Annotated in this window: 19 protein-coding genes and 1 other RNA gene; 9 read left to right on the top strand and 11 right to left on the bottom strand. The window is 53.1% G+C overall.

What is annotated here, in order from left to right; all coding sequences use genetic code 11:
- Window positions 1–27 precede the first annotated feature (27 nt).
- Complete coding sequence (gene tesB, locus RZ35_RS08100; protein WP_026742849.1) at window positions 28–891, bottom strand: acyl-CoA thioesterase II; 864 nt, start codon at window positions 889–891, stop codon at window positions 28–30.
- Between the two features lie 206 nt (window positions 892–1,097).
- Here tesB and RZ35_RS08095 point away from each other — a divergent pair, with 206 nt between their 5' ends.
- The gene (locus tag RZ35_RS08095) at window positions 1,098–1,670 is read left to right on the top strand and encodes a YbaY family lipoprotein (protein ID WP_071999779.1); all 573 of its coding nucleotides are present in this window, start codon (window positions 1,098–1,100) and stop codon (window positions 1,668–1,670) included.
- Window positions 1,671–1,702: 32 nt separating this feature from the next.
- On the opposite strand, the gene RZ35_RS08090 is transcribed toward RZ35_RS08095, so the two are convergent.
- Complete coding sequence (locus RZ35_RS08090) at window positions 1,703–2,023, bottom strand: MGMT family protein (protein ID WP_026742848.1); 321 nt, start codon at window positions 2,021–2,023, stop codon at window positions 1,703–1,705.
- A gap of 164 nt (window positions 2,024–2,187) precedes the next feature.
- Here RZ35_RS08090 and ffs point away from each other — a divergent pair.
- Window positions 2,188–2,284: signal recognition particle sRNA small type (ffs, locus tag RZ35_RS17330), an RNA gene on the top strand.
- Between the two features lie 348 nt (window positions 2,285–2,632).
- Here the strand turns inward: ffs and RZ35_RS08085 are convergent.
- The 6 genes from RZ35_RS08085 to RZ35_RS08070 all read right to left on the bottom strand — a co-directional run bounded on the left by RZ35_RS08085 (window position 2,633) and on the right by RZ35_RS08070 (window position 8,789).
- A complete protein-coding gene (locus tag RZ35_RS08085; RefSeq protein ID WP_009114000.1) occupies window positions 2,633–2,836 on the bottom strand; it encodes an HHA domain-containing protein in 204 nt (67 codons plus the stop codon).
- A 53-nt stretch (window positions 2,837–2,889) separates the two neighbouring features.
- Window positions 2,890–3,258 carry an Hha toxicity modulator TomB gene (gene tomB / locus RZ35_RS08080; RefSeq protein ID WP_026738849.1) on the bottom strand — a complete coding sequence of 123 codons (369 nt, stop codon included), beginning with the start codon at window positions 3,256–3,258 and terminating at the stop codon, window positions 2,890–2,892.
- Between the two features lie 624 nt (window positions 3,259–3,882).
- The gene (gene ykgO, locus RZ35_RS17325; RefSeq protein ID WP_071999778.1) at window positions 3,883–4,026 is read right to left on the bottom strand and encodes a type B 50S ribosomal protein L36; all 144 of its coding nucleotides are present in this window, start codon (window positions 4,024–4,026) and stop codon (window positions 3,883–3,885) included.
- Between the two features lie 18 nt (window positions 4,027–4,044).
- Window positions 4,045–4,296 carry a type B 50S ribosomal protein L31 gene (locus RZ35_RS17320; RefSeq protein ID WP_071999777.1) on the bottom strand — a complete coding sequence of 84 codons (252 nt, stop codon included), beginning with the start codon at window positions 4,294–4,296 and terminating at the stop codon, window positions 4,045–4,047.
- A 142-nt stretch (window positions 4,297–4,438) separates the two neighbouring features.
- Window positions 4,439–7,585, bottom strand: a complete 3,147-nt coding sequence (locus RZ35_RS08075; protein WP_026742847.1) for an efflux RND transporter permease subunit — start codon at window positions 7,583–7,585, stop codon at window positions 4,439–4,441.
- Between the two features lie 16 nt (window positions 7,586–7,601).
- On the bottom strand, window positions 7,602–8,789 hold the full coding sequence (locus tag RZ35_RS08070; RefSeq protein WP_026742846.1) for an efflux RND transporter periplasmic adaptor subunit: 1,188 nt from the start codon (window positions 8,787–8,789) through the stop codon (window positions 7,602–7,604).
- 142 nt (window positions 8,790–8,931) lie between these two features.
- On the opposite strand from RZ35_RS08070, the gene acrR reads away from it, so the two are divergent.
- Both acrR and mscK read left to right on the top strand, forming a co-directional pair.
- The gene (gene acrR / locus RZ35_RS08065; RefSeq protein ID WP_026742845.1) at window positions 8,932–9,588 is read left to right on the top strand and encodes a multidrug efflux transporter transcriptional repressor AcrR; all 657 of its coding nucleotides are present in this window, start codon (window positions 8,932–8,934) and stop codon (window positions 9,586–9,588) included.
- Window positions 9,589–9,781: 193 nt separating this feature from the next.
- Entirely contained in the window at window positions 9,782–13,060 is a 3,279-nt protein-coding gene (gene mscK / locus RZ35_RS08060; protein WP_036152997.1) for a mechanosensitive channel MscK, read from the top strand.
- Window positions 13,061–13,121: 61 nt separating this feature from the next.
- Here mscK and rsmS read toward each other — a convergent pair whose 3' ends face one another.
- The 3 genes from rsmS to miaE all read right to left on the bottom strand — a co-directional run bounded on the left by rsmS (window position 13,122) and on the right by miaE (window position 14,699).
- Window positions 13,122–13,286 carry a pleiotropic regulatory protein RsmS gene (gene rsmS, locus RZ35_RS17315; RefSeq protein ID WP_071999776.1) on the bottom strand — a complete coding sequence of 55 codons (165 nt, stop codon included), beginning with the start codon at window positions 13,284–13,286 and terminating at the stop codon, window positions 13,122–13,124.
- Between the two features lie 71 nt (window positions 13,287–13,357).
- On the bottom strand, window positions 13,358–13,891 hold the full coding sequence (priC, locus tag RZ35_RS08055) for a primosomal replication protein PriC (protein ID WP_026742843.1): 534 nt from the start codon (window positions 13,889–13,891) through the stop codon (window positions 13,358–13,360).
- 28 nt (window positions 13,892–13,919) lie between these two features.
- Window positions 13,920–14,699 carry a tRNA isopentenyl-2-thiomethyl-A-37 hydroxylase MiaE gene (gene miaE / locus RZ35_RS08050; protein WP_026742842.1) on the bottom strand — a complete coding sequence of 260 codons (780 nt, stop codon included), beginning with the start codon at window positions 14,697–14,699 and terminating at the stop codon, window positions 13,920–13,922.
- A gap of 155 nt (window positions 14,700–14,854) precedes the next feature.
- On the opposite strand from miaE, the gene RZ35_RS08045 reads away from it, so the two are divergent.
- The 5 genes from RZ35_RS08045 (at window position 14,855) to recR (ending at window position 18,982) form a co-directional block, all read left to right on the top strand.
- Window positions 14,855–15,223, top strand: a complete 369-nt coding sequence (locus RZ35_RS08045) for a DUF454 family protein (RefSeq protein ID WP_026742841.1) — start codon at window positions 14,855–14,857, stop codon at window positions 15,221–15,223.
- A 175-nt stretch (window positions 15,224–15,398) separates the two neighbouring features.
- Entirely contained in the window at window positions 15,399–15,944 is a 546-nt protein-coding gene (apt, locus tag RZ35_RS08040; RefSeq protein ID WP_026742840.1) for an adenine phosphoribosyltransferase, read from the top strand.
- 74 nt (window positions 15,945–16,018) lie between these two features.
- On the top strand, window positions 16,019–18,010 hold the full coding sequence (dnaX, locus tag RZ35_RS08035) for a DNA polymerase III subunit gamma/tau (protein ID WP_026742839.1): 1,992 nt from the start codon (window positions 16,019–16,021) through the stop codon (window positions 18,008–18,010).
- Between the two features lie 37 nt (window positions 18,011–18,047).
- Entirely contained in the window at window positions 18,048–18,377 is a 330-nt protein-coding gene (locus RZ35_RS08030; RefSeq protein WP_026742838.1) for a YbaB/EbfC family nucleoid-associated protein, read from the top strand.
- Window positions 18,377–18,982 (top strand): recombination mediator RecR, encoded by a 606-nt coding sequence (gene recR / locus RZ35_RS08025; protein WP_026742837.1) that lies wholly within the window; start codon window positions 18,377–18,379, stop codon window positions 18,980–18,982. The genes RZ35_RS08030 and recR overlap by 1 nt, the downstream gene beginning before the upstream one ends.
- Window positions 18,983–19,122: the final 140 nt, after the last annotated feature.

Below are 19,122 nucleotides of genomic sequence, written 5' to 3'. Positions count from 1 at the left end.
TATTGGGGTAATTACAAGGAAGAGCGGCTACGCGCTGTGTCGCCGGATAACGCCTTCTTGCATGCTGGAGGCAACCAGCACGCCTTCTCGGGTGTAGAACTGACCTCGAACCAACCCTCTGGCGCCGGAGGCCGATGGGCTGTCGACGGCATAAAGCAGCCAGTCATCCATACGGAATGGTCGGTGGAACCACATCGCGTGATCGATAGTGGCCACCTGCATGTTGGGTTCGAGAAAACCAACGCCGTGAGGTTGGAGCGCCGTTAGCAGACAGTTGCAGTCGGAGGTATATCCCAAAAGGTATTGGTGAATGCGTTCATCGTCAGCCAACTTACCGTTAGCTCGGCACCAGACATGGCGGATTGGTGGCTCAACTTCTCCTTTCAGCGGGTTATGGAATTTTACCGGCCGCATTTCGATAGGACGTTGTTTGGTAAGCATCTCTTTCAACTGAGGCGGCAGCAAATGAGCCAGGCTCTGAGCTATGTCTTGCTCTGAAGGCAAGTTTTCGGGCATCGGCACCTGCGGCATCACGCTCTGGTGTTCAAACCCCGGCTCGGGTCGCTGAAATGAGGCGGTCATATGAAAAATAGGGCGGCCGTTCTGAATGGCATCTACGCGTAGGGTACTGAAGCTCTTGCCTTCTCGTAAGGTAGTAACCTGATAGATAATGGGCTTTTGACTGTCTCCTGGCAAAAGAAAGTAACAGTGAAAAGAGTGCACGCTACGTTTTTCGGAAACCGTCTGTTTCGCCGCCGAAAGCGCCTGACCGACAACCTGGCCGCCAAAGACCTGTCTCAGTCCTAACTCCTGACTTTGACCACGAAATAAACCTCCCTCGATTTTTTCCAGATTCAGCAAATCGAGAAGCTGTTGTAATGCCTGACTCATCATTATCAGCCTTGTCGCTAGTACGCTATGTTGCGGGTCCTGGTGCGATAACCACGGGACCCCACTTTTTGTTTTGGTCCTTTATGTCATCCCTTATGAAAATACCAAGATATTGAACCATAATTAAAACGCCGAGTGGTTCTTGCTACTTAGCGGTCATCGGTTTTCGCCGAAGGCCATATAAATGATAAAGGGAGACTTACCAAATGAAATTATGGCATATCTTGGGCGGTATCATGGTATCGATCGGCTTGGTTGGGTGTGCGGATAAAAGTGATAGTGGTGTAGCTCCGGACGTCAGAGGTCCTATTCCGGCGAGTGGCAGCTATCTACCCGGCATTGCTCAGCCTTCCGTGACCGGCACGGTGAATATTCGACAAAAAATAGCACTGCCAGCGGATGCCGAATTAACAGTGACTGTTTCAGATGCCTCGCTGGCCGACGCTCCGGCGAAAATCATTACCCAGCGGGTGACATTGACTCATGGAAAACAGTCGCCTTTCCACTTCGTTCTGCCCTATAACCCGAACGATATCCAACCTAAAGCGCGTGTGCTTTTGAGCGCGGCAGTTACCATCAATCATCGCGTCACGCTGATTACGGAAAGGGTAGTGCCTGTGATTACCAATGGCGTTCGTTCCGCCGAGTTGACTTTGGTGCCGGTGGAGTCTGTGCCTGTACCGGCTAATCCGTCAGTACCTTTAGCGGCAGGGACGGATATCCATAGCGGAGCGACGGTGCCCCCTGTTTCAGGTACGGCCGTTTCCCCGATGCAGTAATCAAGGGGGGAACCAGCGGCGAGCGATCAGATTTACGTCGTTGGTTGCCACCGAAACTGGTTGAGGTCAATTTTACCAGCTAAATTAAATCTTATTCCTTCCGCANCCAGCGCCAGCTTTTGGCGCTGGTAATCGGGGCCCGTCAACGATAGCTGGCCTTTTCGATTAATCACACGGTGCCAGGGGAGCGCGGTTCCTTCAGGCAGATTACGCAATATAGCGCCGACTTGGCGCGCAGCGCGGGGCGAGCCGGCTAAAAGCGCGATGTCTCCGTAGGTTGTGACTTGACCAAAAGGGACCGCCGCGATGACCTGGAACACGCGTTGTCGAAAATTATCTTCATGTGGCGACATAGCCGTAGGGAGACTCCTGTTTGCCATGAGATTTATCGATAGTGCATGGTATCAAGTCGGTAGTGGGTAAGAAAACGGCGGTTAGGCCGTGTCGGCTTGCAATTGAGCAGGTCATCGCTGATAATGCCCACCGCTTCGCAGTGCGGAGCCGTCAATGGAGGCCCTGTTGGTTCTCCCGCAACACTAACCTGTGGACTCGGTCAGGTCCGGAAGGAAGCAGCCGCAGCAGGCGACGTGTGTGCCGGGATGTAGCTGGCGGGGCCTCCACCATTTCAGATGGTTCCTACCCCTTCTTACCCTTCTTATTTTTGCTTTCTGGATAATCTTTGTTTAGAAACTTGGCGTTGTTTCGCATTTTATTTATTGGGCGCTATCGGGTTTAAGCATTGAACGCCATTGAGGATAAGTTTATAAAAAGACTTATCTCTATCGGTAGGGAGTTGTTTAATAAAATGAGGACCCAGTCATCTCTGATGAATTAAGGCGGAAATATGTACATATACGTTGTTACTCGTTTTAGCATATTGCTTAATTTTTCTAATAAGACAAAGGCCGATCATGATATCGGCTCAATGTACTTTTAGCTCAACGCTAGAGGATTAATACGTATTAACGTACGTATTTCCATACAGCGGTAGGGACTTTGTCGTAGAGCTTATTCATGGTCAGCTCGGCCAGACGGTGGTCTGCCGCAGAATAGAACATTTCTAACTCATCGTTAGAGAGTTCATACTTGTTTTTTTCAATAACTCGTTCGAGAGTGTCAATGGTTGTGCATTTGCGCAAACGCATCAAGTAATCTATTTTTTTCATAATAACCTTTATGAATTTTCCTGGGTTAAAATAAGTATAAGGCAAATAATTGCTTAAGTTCTTACTGTTGCATAGCTGCTCTTTTCTGAGAGCATTCTGAATAATTGTGACTTAGACTTTTGCCATCTCCGCAGCTCGGCATCATTAATGCCGTAATTACTGAAAAGAATATAAGTATCGTCTAAATATTTTTCAACCCGCATGTACAACTCTTCATCATCCGGGTATTTAATTTTATAGGTGCCAATAAAGGCCGCAATATGCTCAATAAGCTCATTGAGCTGAAGATTTATTGCGGAGGTCGGATCATTCACCCAGCCGTGATTGCTGTCACCTAGCGTCGCGATACTTTCGTCGCGCAGATTCTCACACAAGAATCTGAGTTGGGCAATATCATAATGTTTAGGTGAGTACTCATCCATTTCAATCCCTCCGTTAAGCCATGGTTCAGTCTTACTTAGGGTTTACTCCTGCTTTAGCAGGTAACGTGATGAATTGCATAAGAGAGATTACACTCCGCTGTCCTCAAATAGACCAACCAAGGATAACACGGTGAATGTAAAGAATGTCCTCACATCAATGTAAAAGTCATTCTGCATCAACTATAGCAAAGAACACCTAGGTTCGCACTGCGCGGACATTTTCTGTCGTAATTGCTGCTATCGAACTCATCGTTCAAATTTTGTAATGTATTAATTGGGATACAGGACTATTAAGCGTCTCTTTTTAAACGTACTACATTTACTATGGTAATTAGTTTTTCCAGAATCGAATGTAAGGTATCCATATAAAATGTAACAAAAATAGCATCACTCAATCTCAAAGGTGTTGACTGAACGGTAGGTGGGATAGGGGAGGATGCTCCCCTATAGCGGTCAAAAGCCAAACCGCTTTTAAAGGTGATAGAGTGCAATACGCCGAATCATTAACAGTCAGTGAGTTACCTAAGTGTTAAAACCTGTTTAAATCCGAAGGAGTAAGAAAAGTTCTTTCAGGCTTAATTGTTTGTTTATTGAGGTCGGCGTAAAGGTCCGATGAGTTATTCATTAGTGTTTTTTCTTTTTCCGGCCTTGAACTGCATTAAAGCGAGGATGGCTTTTACAAATAACGTAAATTCTGCCTCGCCGTTTAACGACGATACAATCCTTGTGGCGTTTTTTGGCGCTGCTTAGTGAGCTTAATACCTGCATATAGCATTTCTCCCGTCTCTAAGATTTTAGAAAATGGCCGAATCTTTTTTGAAAGCGTGCTGCGCTTCCCTCTTTTGAATACTCTTTCTGCTTGCCGGTGTAGTAGGGATGTGAGGCTGCAGAAACTTCAATGGTGACATAGGGATAAATGTTCCCCTCATATTCATGAGTTCTTTCCGTCGCGATTGTTGATCCTACGGTATAGAACGTATTTGCGCTGGTGTCGTGGAAAAGCACGGTACGGTAGTGGGGATGTATATTGGATTTCATAACACACCTATAGTTTATGTTATAACATAACATTTATTCTGCGCTTTTTTTATTCGACGATCAACTGTGGTTTGCATGAATGGATGAGTTGAGAGAAAAAAATAGGCCGCTTGAGCGGCCTATTGAAACTTCAAGATGTGGATTAGTGCTGGTCTGGCTGATGTTCCGTATTCTCAGCGCCTTTCTTTTTACTGAAGCGTCGGCTGACGACGACATAAAAGACGGGCACGAAATAGATAGCCAAAATGGTGGCGGTCAACATCCCGCCCATGACCCCAGTCCCCACCGCGTTCTGCGCGCCGGAGCCAGCGCCTGAGCTGATAACCAGCGGCACGACACCCAAAATAAAGGCCAGTGAGGTCATCAGAATGGGGCGCAAACGCATCCGTACGGCATCGAGCGTTGCTTCCACCAAGCCTTTTCCTTCTTTTTCCATTAGGTCTTTCGCAAACTCCACGATCAAGATGGCGTTTTTGGCGGATAGCCCAATAGTGGTGAGCATTCCCACCTTGAAATACACGTCGTTTTCCAACCCGCGCATGCTGGCTGCAACAACTGCCCCCAGAATTCCGAGCGGTACGACGAGCATGACGGAGAAGGGAATAGACCAACTTTCGTACAGTGCGGCAAGACACAAGAATACGACGATGGCGGAAATAACAATCAGCGCTGGCGCCTGGTTTCCTGCCAGACGTTCCTGGTAAGACATGCCCGTCCAGTCAAAGTTGATCCCCTCAGGCAACTGCGAAGCCAGCTCTTCCATCAGCGCCATTGCTTCACCCGTACTTTTTCCTGGCGCGGCCTCCCCCAGAATCTCCATGGAGGGTAAGCCGTTGTAACGTTCCAGACGAGGTGAACCATATTCCCAGTGTGCCGAGCCGAAGGCGGAGAATGGAACCATTTGCCCAGCAGTACCGCGGACATACCAGTTCTGAATATCGCCGGGCAGCATACGGAATTTCGCATCCGCCTGAACGTAGACTTTTTTCACCCGACCGCGGTCGATGAAGTCGTTGACGTAACTACCCCCCAGCGCGGTCGCCAGCGTCGAATTGATTTCATCCAGCGTAACGCCCAGAGCAAGCGCTTTCTCCTGGTCGATATCCAGACGATATTGCGGTGTATCTTCCATGCCGTTCGGACGCACGCTCACCAGCGTATCCGAGTGCTGCGCGACCAACCCTAACAGCTGGTTACGAGCCTGCATCAGCTTGTCATGGCCCAAATTTCCCTGGTCAACCAGCTGGAAGTCGAAGCCGCTGGCGGTACCCAGCTCAACGATGGCGGGGATGTTGAACGGAATGACCAATCCTTCTTTTATCTGCGAGAAGGCGGCGTAAGCTCGGCCGGCGATAGCATCGACCTTATTGGCCGCTCCGCTACGTTCATCCCAATCTTTCAGGCTGGCGAAGGCTATCCCCATGTTCTGCCCGCGTCCGGCGAATCCGAAACCGTTGACGGTAAAGACGGAGTTCACGTTGTCCTTTTCATTATTCAGGTAGTACGAATCCACTTGATCCAGCACTTTTTGGGTACTTTCCTGCGTGGAGCCGACAGGCAGTTGCACCATGGTGAGCAGCACGCCCTGATCTTCCTGGGGCAGGAACGAACTGGGCAGACGCAAGAACATCAGACCGAGTCCAACGACCAGCAGCAGGTAAATCAGGACATAGCGACCGGTACTGCGCAGAATGTTGGCAACGCTATCGGTGTAGTGATGCGTACTCTTTTCAAAAAGACGGTTGAACCAGCCGAAGAAGCCTTTGGTTTTGCCGTGACCTTGATTATCAACAGGTTTAAGCAGTGTGGCGCACAGGGCTGGGGTCAAGATTAATGCCACCAGGACGGACAGCACCATGGAAGATACGATGGTGACCGAGAACTGACGGTAAATGGCGCCGGTAGAACCGCCGGAGAAGGCCATCGGCACAAATACGGCGGATAGCACAAGCGCGATCCCCACCAGAGCGCCCTGAATTTGCCCCATGGATTTTCGCGTTGCTTCTTTTGGTGATAGTCCTTCTTCCGCCATGACACGTTCGACGTTTTCTACGACGACGATGGCGTCATCCACCAGAAGACCGATCGCCAACACCATGGCGAACATGGTCAGGGTATTAATGGAGTAGCCAAATGCCGAGAGGATGGCGAACGTCCCCAGCAAGACGACCGGTACCGCGATGGTCGGGATGAGCGTCGCACGGAAGTTCTGCAGGAACAGATACATAACCAGAAATACCAGCACGATAGCTTCAATCAGCGTTTTCACCACTTCGTTAATAGAAATCTTAACGAACGGAGTGGTGTCGTACGGATAGACCACTTTCAAACCCGAAGGAAACTGCGCCTGCAGCTTAGCTAACTCGGCTTTAACGGCGTTGGCCGTATCCAGCGCATTAGCCCCGGTTGCCAGTTTGATGCCGAGGCCGGAAGCCGGCTGGCCGTTATAACGAGCCACGACGCTGTAGTCCTCACCCCCCAGTTCGATTCGGGCGACGTCTTTCAGCCGAACCTGCGAACCGTCCTGGTTTACGCGGATCAGGATATTGCCGAACTGTTCGGTATTATTAAGTCTTGTCTGAGCGATAATTGACGAGTTCAGTTTTTGTCCCGGCACTGGCGGCGTCCCGCCTAACTGACCGGCGGCAATCTGCGTGTTCTGCACCGTAATCGCTGAAACCACGTCTGACGTGGTCATCTGATAATTGGTCAGTTTATTGGGGTCAAGCCAGATACGCATGGCGTACTGGGCACCAAACAGCTGAGTGTCACCGACACCGGTGACGCGGCTGATGGGGTCTTTGNCGCTGGAGCCGACGTAGTCCGCAATATCCTGTTGGGTGGTGTTTTTATCATCGCTGATGAAACCAATTACCATCAGAAAGCTGCTGCTGGACTTCTGTACGCTGACGCCTTGCTGCTGAACTTCCTGCGGCAAAAGCGGCATGGCGAGCTGCAGCTTGTTCTGCACCTGTACCTGCGCGATGTCAGGATTAGCTTTGGAGTCAAAGGTTAACGTGATTTGAGCGTTACCGGACGAGTCGCTGTTCGATGACATGTACAGCAGATTATCGATGCCGCTCATGTTCTGTTCGATGACCTGGGTGACTGTATCCTGCACCGTTTTGGCGTCAGCGCCCGGATAAGAGGCTGTCACTTCAACCGACGGTGGCGCAATGCTCGGATACTGGGCTACCGGCAACTGCGTTATCGCCAATAGCCCGGTCAGCATCACCATAATGGCAATGACCCATGCGAAGATGGGGCGATCTATAAAAAACTTAGCCATTGATTACCGGCTCCTGTTAAGACTTGGCGGGTTGAGTTTGAGGCTGCTGAGTGCTGTCAGATTTGACTTCCTGCGCTGTCACCACGATACCGGGTTTAATCTTTTGCAAGCCGGAAACAATCACGCGATCGCCAGGTTTAATGCCTGAAGTCACCACCCACTTGTCGCCAATGGCCTGAGCCGTGGTGACCGAACGGACTTCAACTTTATCCCCTTCACCCACAACCAATGCGGAAGCATCGCCGCGCGGAGTGCGGGTCACGCCTTCCTGAGGAACCAGAATCGCGTTTTGATTCACGCCGGCATCCAGACGCGCACGAACGAACATACCGGGCAGCAGGTTGTGTGAAGGGTTCGGGAAGATGGCGCGTAGAGTGATGGAACCGGTCGTTTCATCGACAGTGACGTCGGAGAACTCCAGCGTACCCTGCTGATCGTATTCGGTACCGTTTTCTAGCAACAGACGGACGTTGGCTTTACCGTTGGTCGCCTGAATAGTGCCACTGTTCAAATCATTCTTGAGCCGCAGAAAATCGTTGCTGGACTGCGTCACGTCCACATAAATGGGGTCAAGTTGCTGAATGGTGGTGAGCGCGGTCGTTTGAGCGCTGGAAACCAAGGCGCCTTCAGTGACCGTGGACTTACCAATGCGGCCTGAAATCGGGGCAGTGACTTTGGTGTAATCGAGATTGATTTGGGCGGAGTCTACGGCGGCTTTGCCGGAAACGACCGTTGCGTCGGCCTGACGGGAAGTCGCGACGGCCTGATCATAATCCTGCTTGCTGATGTAGTTAGTGCCTAACAGCGGTTTGTAACGGTTGACGGTCAAACGCGCGACTTCGGCGTTCGCCTGCGCTTCCGCCAGCGTGCCTTTCGCGCTATTAAGCTGTGCCTGATAAGGCGCAGGGTCGATTTGGTACAGTGATACGCCGGCCTGGACGTCGCCGCCTTCCACGAAATTACGCTTGAGGATAATGCCGCCGACCTGAGGACGGACTTCTGCCACCCGGTAAGAATTGGTGCGTCCCGGCAGTTCGGTGATGATATTCAGAGGTTGTGCTTTTATGGTGACAATATCTACCGCTGGCGGGTTTCCTGCCGCATTGCCTTGGTTTTCATCCTTATTATCACATCCAGTGAGAACTAAGCCGCCAGAAAGCATTAGCACCGCCGCCAGAGGCAAAAGCCTTCTGTTTTTATTCATAAAATAAACCTCAAGATTCCGATTCGAAAATTGATCAATGGATGACAAGCCCAAACCCATTGCTGCGATAATATTCAGTTCATGCTATGTTACATACATACACGAATGTATGTAAATCACACCTTTCAGTTAAAATAATGCTATGGCACGAAAAACCAAAAAACAGGCTGAGGAAACCCGCCAGCACATTATGGAGACGGCACTACGCCTCTTCTCCGAGCACGGTGTCTCTGCGACGTCATTGTCCGACATTGCGGTCGCTGCGGGTGTAACACGAGGTGCTATTTACTGGCATTTCAGAAACAAAGCCGAACTGTTTGCAGAAATCTGGGCGCGTTCAGAAACAAAAATGACCGAGTTTGAAACTGAGTATCATGCAAAATTTCCGGATGATCCACTTCATGTTATGCGGGAAGTCCTTATTTATATGCTGAAGCAGATCGAGTGTGACGGCGATTGGCGCGCGATGATGGAGATTATTTTCCATAAATGCGAGTTTAGCGGCGAAATTCGCTCGACCTGCCACGGACGCAAAGAAATCCATCTTGATTGTTACAATAAAGTGGACGTTTTGTTGGGGCGCTGCATTCACTCCGGCAAGCTGCCTGAGGATATTGATGCCCATCGGGCGGCGATTGCGCTGCGCGCCTACCTATCTGGCGTGATGGAAAACTGGTTATTTATGCCGGAAAGCTTCGCATTGAGTCACGAAGCGCCATTTTTAGTCGATGGCCTCATTGATATGCTGCGTTTCAGCCCTGCGATGCGTCAGGTTTATCGACCTGAAAATTGTTTATAGATCGTAAATACCGTTACGCTTCCCCACGGATTCACATATCTCGGCTCGACCGAGGCGTGATAAACTTGGCATATCTCCGCTTATACGATGATGTGTCATGAGTTCCAGCTTCTCTATTTTGCGCCATTTTTACGCCTCTTTTTCCCGCGTGTCGGATTCCGCCCTGCGCTCGCTGTCGGCACTTCTTCTAACGATGTGTCTGGCGCTGGCCGTAAGCGCGCCAGCGTTGGCGCTGACAAATGATTTGCCGACCCGAAGCGATATTCAAAACCGCCTCGACACTCTGAATAAACAAAAAAGCCAATCTCCGGCCGATAAGCTGGTTATAGAGGATTACACCAAAACGCTTGACGTGCTGGACGCGATAGACAGGGTTAAGCAGGAAACCGCTCAGTTAAAACTTCAGGCGGCACAAGCCCCGGCCAAGCTACGGCAGACGAGCGATGATTTGGCGGCCCTGACTTCGTCGTCGGAAGTCTCTCTTTCTACCCTCGAATCCTTATCTATCAAACAGTTGGAGTCGCGGTTAAATGATACGCTGGCTGGCCTGCAGTCGGCGCAGGAAAACCTGTCTAATTACAATAGTCAGCTGATTTCGCTGCAGACGCAGCCGGAAAGAGTACAGAGCGCCATGCTGACGGCATCGCAGCGCAGTCAGCAGCTACGCAATCAGCTCAATGGTCTGGACCCGGAACAGGCGACGTTGCGTCCGAGCCAGCAAACGTTGCTATTGACGGAACAGGCCCTGTTAAGCGCTCAGATGGAGCAACAGCGCAAAAGTCTGGAAGTGAACACGACGCTTCAGGATCTGTTGCAAAAGCAGCGTGACTACACTGCGGCTCAGATTAATCAGCAAGAACGCATGGTACAGGCGCTGCAAAATGTGGTCAGCCACAAACGTCTTAACCTGTCAGAGAAAACGGCCAAAGAGGCTCAGACATCCGGCGAGCTGCAACGCATTCAGGAAAACCCCCTGGTTAAGACGGAAATGGAGATCAACCGTCAGCTCAGTCAGCGGTTGATTGCCGCGACCGAAGCCGGAAATACGCTGGTGCAGCAAAGCATTCAGGTCAAAAACTGGTTGGATCGCGCCACGCAGTCCGAGCGTAATCTGAAAGAGCAGGTCACCGTACTTAAAGGCAGCCTGTTATTGTCACGCATCTTGTATCAGCAGCAGCAAAACCTCCCTTCGGCAGATGAACTGAGTGACATGAGCACGCAGATCGCCGATCTGCGCCTGGAGCAGTTCGACATCAACCAGCAGCGCGATGAGCTGTTTCGCGGCGATGAATATATCCAGAAGCTGCTGGCGCGCAACAATACGGTCTCCAACAGCGAAGTGACCGACGCGCTGGAGCAGATTCTGGACATGCGCCGGGAGTTGCTCGACCAGTTGAACAAGCAGCTCGGCAACCAGCTCATGCTCGCAATCAACCTGCAAATCAACCGACAGCAGCTCGGCAGCGTGAATGCCTCGCTGCAAAGAACGCTGACTCAGCAGATCTTCTGGGTTAACAGCAACAAGCCGATGGACTGGAGCTGGCTGAAAGAATTTCCGTCCTCGCTTAAACAGCAGCTGCACGGCATCCATATCGCAGTCAAATCGGAACAGTTTGTTCAGGGGGCTTTACGGTCCTTGCTTTATGTTGTTCCGGCGATGCTGCTGGTGGGGCTGATCTTCTGGCGTCGAAAATCTATCGACCATTATCTCGACAAATTGTCCAAAGACGTCGGACAGCTCAAACGCGACAGCCAGCTCCATACTCCCCAGACGATTCTGCTATTGCTGATTAAAGTGTTGCCCGGCACGCTTATATTGATATGTGTGGGGCTGTGGCTGGAGCGCGCCGGGGGGCAACTCGGCGAATTTGCGTGGCTGCTGAGTCAGGATCTGGCGCTGTTCTGGCTCGTCTTCGGGCTTGCCTGGCAGGGCTTGAAGCCGGAGGGCATGTTCGAACGGCATTTCAACTTAGCGCCTTCGTTAAGCGCGCACTATCGCAGGCAAACGCTGCGACTGGGATGTGCGCTGCTGCCGCTGATTTTTTGGTCTGTTATCGGCGAACAGATCCCGTTGTATCTGGTGGACGACGTTATCGGGCAATTGGTGATCGTCCTCAACTTGGTGCTGCTGTCGGTGCTGGTCTTTCCGCTTTGCCGGGATAGCTGGCGTGACAAGGACCGCCATACGATGCGTCTGATCGTTGTGACGGCCATCGCGCTGATGCCGCCTTTTTTGATCGTGCTGATGTTGAGTGGTTACTTCTATACGACATTGCGCCTGTCCGGTCGTTGGATCGAAAGCTTGTATCTGCTGATCGTATGGAACGTGGTCTACATGGCGACGATCCGCGGACTGAGCGTCGCCGCCCGACGTCTGGCCTATCGCCGTGCGCTGGCCAGACGGCAGAACGTGGTGAAAGAGGGCGCTGAAGGGAGCGAACCGGTACCTGAAGCGCCGCTGGCGTTGGAACAAATCAGCCAGCAATCGTTGCGATTGACCACCATGGTCCTGGTGATGATCTTCTGCGGGGCGATTTATGGGATATGGGCGGACTTGGTGACGGTGTTCTCCTATCTCGATAGCGTCACGCTGTGGCATTACAACGCATCCGTGGGCGGCAGCAACGTCCTGCAAGCGGTAACGCTCGGCAACCTGCTGCTGTCGCTGGCGGTGATTGTGATTGCCTACGTCATGACCCGCAACTTGCCGGGGCTGTTGGAAGTCTTGGTGCTTTCGCGACTGCAGCTGCGGCAGGGGACCTCCTATGCCATCACGACGATCCTGACCTACCTGATTACGTCCGTCGGCGCGGTGACTGCCCTCAGCTCGCTCGGCGTATCGTGGGACAAACTACAGTGGCTGGTCGCGGCGTTGTCCGTCGGGCTCGGATTCGGTTTGCAGGAGATCTTCGCCAACTTCGTCTCCGGTCTGATCATCCTATTCGAACGCCCCGTGCGTATCGGCGATACGATCACCATCGGTACGTTTTCGGGAACGGTCAGCAAGATCAGAATTCGAGCGACGACGATTACGGATTTTGACCGTAAAGAGGTGATCATTCCCAACAAGGCTTTTGTGACGGAACGTCTGATCAACTGGTCGCTGTCGGACACGATTACGCGTGTGATCATCAGTATCGGCGTGGCTTATGGGTCCGATCTCGATAAGGTGAAATCCGTCTTGCTGCAGGCCGCGCGTGAGAACCCCCGTGTGATGACCGATCCGGAGCCGCAGGTGTTTTTCCTCGCGTTCGGCGCCAGCACCCTCAATCATGAGCTGAGACTGTATGTGCGCGAGCTACGCGATCGCAGCTACACGGNGGATGAGCTGAACCGCGCGATCGACCGACTCTGTCGGGAAAATGACATCAATATCGCTTTCAATCAGCTGGAAGTGTATTTGCATAATGAGCAGGGAAAGGAAGNGAAAGAGGTGTCGCGTCAGCTGCCGGACAATCCATCGCACCTGTAAGTTTCGACAACGGGAATCGCCGGAACAAACGTTTAAAACGTCTGTTCCGGCTGAACAACCGCTAATCGGTTGAGAGATCGCCCTGTCCTTGGGTCTTGTGCAGATAGTCCTTACGCACAATGTCGAGTGCGGCGAGTACCACCTCAGGGTCAATCTGGTTGGTCTCAAGCAACATAATGAGATCCACCGCCAGTTTGACTTCGGGAGCTGCATTTTCCAGTGACATAGGGGTTCACCTTCCCGTTCGCTCGGAATCAGCGTGTAGATATAGCAGATATCACCGCGAGCAACGAGTTTTTAGGAACCTTGTTCCCGCCTTTCAATTTGACGTTCCAAACGCGTAAGCGCCTGTCGACAGCGCGCCAGCCGGCCTTCCAGCGCCGCCAACTCTTGTTGCAACCGCTGTTTTTCGTCAAACGCAGTTTGCTGGATAAGTAAACTTTCCCGATCCTGAATCATCGCTATCAAACGTCGTTCATAGCCTTGATGCTCGGCCAACTTGTGGTAGAGATCGGGCGGCGTTGGGGCGGAGGGGCTCTGCTGCCGCATTTTCCAGGTACCTAGTTCACGCTGTAGCGCCGTAATCTGAGCCAGCAGTTTTTCTGCCATAAAAGCCACTCGGTCGGTGCGATTTTCGGCGACATATTGCTGCAGGTGCTGATGATTTTGTTTCACTTCGGCCAGATAGTCGCCGAAGCGTGTGCCATAACAGCCAAACAGCTGGCGGTCGAAACGGGATCGGGCTGTCGTCATCCCTATAACCGGCGCTATTTGTTCGGCCAGGCTGGCGATCTGATGGTCTAGCGCTTGCAACAGCGTCGAGGTGCTCATTCGGTTGCCTCAGTCATTGTGCGGTGAATCAAAGCGGTGGGGGGCCGTCGACACGGGGCTTGCCGCTATGAAATTTGAAATCGTCATCGGGCGAAACGATCAGGTTAGCCTCAATCTCCGCAAAGAACGCGATCCTCGGTAAAATGTCTCGGTCGGCAATTTGCTTGGCCAGCGCAAGATAGTCCTGATAGTGACGGGCCTCAGACCTCAGCAGGGAGAGATAAAACTTCTGTAATTGCGAGTCCAAATATGGGGCCAGTTTAGCAAAGCGTTCGCAGGATCGGGCCTCAATAAATGCGCCGATAATCAGCTTATCAACCAGCATATTCGGCTCATGCGTCATCACGTGTCGAAGCATACCTTTCGCATATCGGCTGGCAGGCAGGCGCTGATAGACAATCCCCAGAGAGGCCATTATTTCCAGCACCTGATGAAAATGGTGCAGCTCTTCTTTTATCAACAACACCATCTTGTCGATCATATCCTGCCCATAGCGGCAGCCCGTTCGAATACTTATCTGCTTGGATACTGGGTTTTTCGCTTCCAGTTCGGCAAAGTTACTGCGGTCATGGTAAGCGAAGTTTTCATATGGCATGAGCCAGTCCATCAGCTGTCGCTGGCCGGACTCATCCACGGCGTAGCGCCGCAGGAGATGCGCCGCGTTTTGCGCCGCTTTCAGTTCGCACAGCGCGTGGTCGCGCAAAAGGGTCGGTAGATTATCGGCTTTTTGTGCCTCGATAACCCACTCGTCAGGCGTTTCAGCCGTCAAAAATTGATAGATTGGGGTAAGAATAGCGCGATCGAACATGAATTAAGCACGGAACGACGGTGGGTTAAACGTGACGCCATGATACCTGCTTTGACGGCATTTGCGATCCTGTTCCGCGATGGTCAAATCAGTGTTACACCCGTTACTATGTATGGGCAAGGGTTCGGCGACATCTACTAGCGGGAGTGTGGTGTATGTATCGTGTGGTCTTGATCGTGTTGGGATGGATTGCCGTCGTGCTGGCTACGCTGGGCGTCGTGCTTCCGCTTTTGCCCACCACGCCGTTTCTGCTGTTGGCCGCCTGGTGCTTCGCCCGATCGTCGCCGCGTTTTCACTACTGGCTGCTGCATCGTTCGTGGTTCGGCGGCTATCTGCGACATTGGCAGCAGCATCGGGCTTTGCCGCCGGGCGTCAAAGTCAAAGCGCTCGTGGTGATCGTCGCCNCCTTCGCCTTATCGATATGGATGGTCAATATTCCGTGGGTGCGGGGATTATTATTGGTGGTGATGGCCTGCCTGCTCATCTTTATGTTGCGGCTGCCGGTGGTTGATCGGGAGCAATAAAAGTGAGCGACCGGGTGCTGGGCTGTTGCATTTGTCAGTCAGTTTGACTAGATTTGAGCGTTTTCGTGCGCGTCCCACCTCTACTCCTTTCCCGGCGAAGGGCGCGTGATGGCCGCCAGAGCGACAACGGGCGTCCGTTATTCACTGAACAGATTGTTTTATCAGGCACAGGATTATGACCGTAACACAGCCAGAATTAATTAAAAACAGTATCAAGAGCGTTCCCGACTACCCAAAGCCGGGCATACTGTTCCGTGACGTCACGAGCCTGTTGGAAAATCCGCAGGCCTACGCGGCCAGCATTTCCCTCCTGGCAGAGCGTTATCGTCATGCTGGCATCACCAAAGTCGTTGGAACTGAAGCGCGTGGCTTTCTGTTCGGTGCGCCGGTGGCGCTGGCAATGAACGTAGGCTTCGTACCGGTGCGCAAACCAGGAAAATTGCCGCGTAAAACGCTATGCGAAAGCTATGAGCTGGAATACGGCACCGACACGCTGGAAATCCACGAAGACTCCATTACTGCCGGCGATAAAGTGCTGGTTATCGACGATCTGCTGGCGACCGGCGGCACAGTCGAAGCGACGGTGAAATTGATCCGTCGTTTAGGCGGCGAGGTCACTGACGCAGCCTTTGTCATCAACCTGTTTGACCTTGGTGGTCAGCAGCGCCTGGAAGCCATGGGCGTACAGTGTTTCAGCCTGGTCGACTTCCCCGGTCATTAAGCACATCAGTCTCGCCGACGGCGGCGAGACTGTGTTAGCATCACCNCCTCAATAACTCAACTGTTGCGGTATTGATGAGCTATCAGGTTCTTGCCCGTAAGTGGCGCCCTCAAACCTTTGCCGATGTCGTCGGTCAGGAACATGTCCTGGCCGCGCTGGCTAATGGTCTTTCCCTAGGCCGAATTCACCATGCCTATCTGTTTTCCGGCACCCGTGGGGTGGGGAAAACCACTATCGCGCGTCTGCTGGCGAAAGGACTGAACTGTGAGGCTGGCATCACGGCAACGCCCTGCGGTAAATGCGAGAACTGTCTCGAAATTGAGCAAGGCCGCTTCGTCGATCTGATCGAGATCGATGCTGCTTCCCGCACCAAAGTCGAAGATACTCGCGACTTACTGGATAACGTGCAATATGCGCCGGCGCGGGGCCGCTTCAAGGTGTACCTCATCGATGAAGTGCACATGCTTTCCCGCCACAGCTTCAACGCACTACTCAAAACGCTGGAAGAGCCGCCGTCGCACGTTAAATTCCTGCTGGCGACCACAGACCCCCAAAAGCTTCCAGTGACTATTCTGTCGCGCTGCCTGCAGTTCCATCTCAAAGCATTGGATGCGGAGCAGATCCGCGCCCATTTGCAGCACGTCTTGCAGGAAGAGCAGTTGCCCGCTGAGGCGCGTGCGCTGCAACTGCTGGCGCGTGCGGCGGAAGGCAGCCTGCGTGATGCGCTCTCGCTGGCCGACCAGGCTATCGCCATTGGTCAGGGGCAGGTCACGACTGAAACGGNCAGTCAGATGCTGGGAACGCTGGACGACGAGCAGCCGCTGGCGTTGATAGAGGCGTTGGTGAAAGCCGACAGCGCGCAGGTGATGACCTTGCTGCAACAAGCCGCGTCGCGCGGCGTGGATTGGGAATCGCTGTTGGTGGAAACGCTCACCTTGCTGCACCGCGTCGCCATGGTGCAAATGCTGCCTTCGGCGCTGGGCGATGAATACAGCAGCGTAGCGCCACGCCTGCGGGATCTGGCTCGCGCCGTCCCGCCTGCTGAAGTGCAGCTCTATTATCAAACCTTGTTGATTGGCCGCAAAGAGCTGGCTTATGCGCCCGATCCGCGAATGGGCGTGGAAATGACGTTGCTGCGCGCGCTGGCGTTTCATCCTCGCCAGGTCATTGATGCGCCTACGCCCGTTACCGTCGCTGCGCCGATAGTCGCTCCACAGGCGCCGACGAACACGCCGGTGCGGCAGTCCGCGGCTGCGCCGTCCGACGAGGCGCCTCAAGCGCCTCCTCAGCAGGCGGAACCACCACGGCCGCCGGAGTCCGCTCCGCAAACGGCGAGCCATTTACCGGACACGACCGCGCAGTTGTTGCAGGCGCGCAGCCAACTATTGCAGAAACAGGGAACGTCTCCGCCAAAAAAGTCTGAACCGGCAGCGTCAGGAAAAACGCGGCCGGGAACGTCAGCGCTGGAACGACTGGCCTCTGTGAGCGAGCGCGGTCAGCAGCGGATGGCGTCAAAGGCGGAAGAAAAGCGTGAACCGAAGAAGCCGGAAGCCTACCGCTGGAAGGCGCAGAATACGGTTCCACAGGAACAAAAAGCGGAAGTGGCGACGCCCAAGGCGCTGCGTTCCGCATTAGAACACGAAAAAACGCCGGAGCTGGTCGCCCGGTTGGCGGAAGAAGCCAAAACACGCGATGAGNGGGCGGCTGAAATCGACCATCTGACGCTGCCGAAACTGGNGCAGCAGCTAGCGCTGAACGCGTTCAGAGAGAGGCCGACGGATAGCGAGATTCATCTGCATCTGCGATCCTCTCAACGTCACCTGAACACCAGCGCGGCGCAGCAGGCACTGGTGTCTGCGCTATCGGCGTATCACGGGCGCGATATCGCGCTGACGATCGCAGAAGACGATAACCCTGCGGTTCGGACGCCGCTGGAGTGGCGACAGGCCATTTACGAAGAAAAACTGGCGCAGGCGCGTCAGTCGATCCTGACGGATAATAACATTCAGACGCTGCGGCGATTCTTCGACGCGGAATTGGATGAAGACAGTATCCGACCCGTTTAACTGCTGCTGTAGCAGCCCGAGTGATAGAGAGAACGATATGTTTGGTAAAGGCGGTTTAGGCAATCTGATGAAGCAAGCTCAGCAGATGCAGGAAAAAATGCAGCAGGCCCAGGAAGAAATTGCCAATGTGGAAGTGACTGGCGAATCTGGTGCCGGGCTGGTTAAAGTCACCATTAACGGCGCGCACAATTGCCGCCGTGTTGAGCTGGACCCCAGCCTGCTCGAAGATGATAAAGACATGCTGGAAGATTTAATCGCGGCTGCGTTCAACGATGCGGCGCGCCGCATTGCGGAAACGCAGAAAGAGAAGATGGCGGCGGTTTCCGGCGGGATGCAACTGCCGCCAGGCTTCAAGATGCCGTTCTGATGCAAACCAGTCCGCTTCTTGAATCACTGATGGAATCCCTGCGCTGTTTACCCGGCGTGGGGCCTAAATCTGCCCAGCGAATGGCCTTTCATCTGCTGCAACGCGATCGAAGCGGCGGGATGAAACTGGCGCAGTCGCTGACCCGCGCCATGTCTGAAATTGGCCACTGCGAAGACTGCCGTACCTTTACGGAACAGGGCGTCTGCAACATCTGCGCAAACGCCCGTCGTCAGGAAAACGGCCTTATCTGCGTGGTGGAAAGTCCGGCCGATATTCATGCCATCGAGCAAACCGGTCAGTTCGCCGGCCGCTACTTTGTCTTGATGGGACATCTTTCGCCGCTGGACGGCATTGGTCCGGATGATATTGGCTTGGGTCGGCTGGAAGAGCGCCTGGAAACGGAAAGCATCCAGGAGGTGATTCTGGCGACCAACCCGACGGTTGAAGGCGACGCCACGGCGAACTACATCGCCGAGCTGTGCGCCGAGCATGGCGTGATGGCTAGCCGCATCGCCCACGGCGTGCCGGTCGGGGGTGAATTGGAGATGGTGGACGGTACGACGCTGTCGCATTCACTGGCAGGACGTCNCCCGTTCAAGTTCTGACTCTCTGGCTGCCGAAAAAATCGGCAGTCGCNCTTTATTCCTCGTTTTTCGCCCGCGAGCGCTATCAGTCCCACTTGAAATCTCGGCACCTGACCCCACCTGTAGCTTATCTGACAATAAAACAGCCTGAATAAAACACG

It is taken from the genome of Lonsdalea quercina subsp. quercina (assembly GCF_000688655.1).
Taxonomy (GTDB): domain Bacteria; phylum Pseudomonadota; class Gammaproteobacteria; order Enterobacterales; family Enterobacteriaceae; genus Lonsdalea; species Lonsdalea quercina.
Note: the sequence above shows the minus strand (reverse complement) of the source record. Positions and strands in the feature narration are given on the sequence as shown.

Coding starts and splice junctions, on each gene's coding strand:
- tesB (WP_026742849.1), bottom strand. CDS start 891: ATGAGTCAGGCATTACAACAGCTTCTCGATTTGCTGAATCTGGAAAAA.
- RZ35_RS08095 (WP_071999779.1), top strand. CDS start 1,098: ATGAAATTATGGCATATCTTGGGCGGTATCATGGTATCGATCGGCTTG.
- RZ35_RS08085 (WP_009114000.1), bottom strand. CDS start 2,836: ATGAAAAAAATAGATTACTTGATGCGTTTGCGCAAATGCACAACCATT.
- tomB (WP_026738849.1), bottom strand. CDS start 3,258: ATGGATGAGTACTCACCTAAACATTATGATATTGCCCAACTCAGATTC.
- ykgO (WP_071999778.1), bottom strand. CDS start 4,026: ATGCAGGTATTAAGCTCACTAAGCAGCGCCAAAAAACGCCACAAGGAT.
- RZ35_RS17320 (WP_071999777.1), bottom strand. CDS start 4,296: ATGAAATCCAATATACATCCCCACTACCGTACCGTGCTTTTCCACGAC.
- RZ35_RS08070 (WP_026742846.1), bottom strand. CDS start 8,789: ATGAATAAAAACAGAAGGCTTTTGCCTCTGGCGGCGGTGCTAATGCTT.
- acrR (WP_026742845.1), top strand. CDS start 8,932: ATGGCACGAAAAACCAAAAAACAGGCTGAGGAAACCCGCCAGCACATT.
- rsmS (WP_071999776.1), bottom strand. CDS start 13,286: ATGTCACTGGAAAATGCAGCTCCCGAAGTCAAACTGGCGGTGGATCTC.
- priC (WP_026742843.1), bottom strand. CDS start 13,891: ATGAGCACCTCGACGCTGTTGCAAGCGCTAGACCATCAGATCGCCAGC.
- miaE (WP_026742842.1), bottom strand. CDS start 14,699: ATGTTCGATCGCGCTATTCTTACCCCAATCTATCAATTTTTGACGGCT.
- apt (WP_026742840.1), top strand. CDS start 15,399: ATGACCGTAACACAGCCAGAATTAATTAAAAACAGTATCAAGAGCGTT.
- RZ35_RS08030 (WP_026742838.1), top strand. CDS start 18,048: ATGTTTGGTAAAGGCGGTTTAGGCAATCTGATGAAGCAAGCTCAGCAG.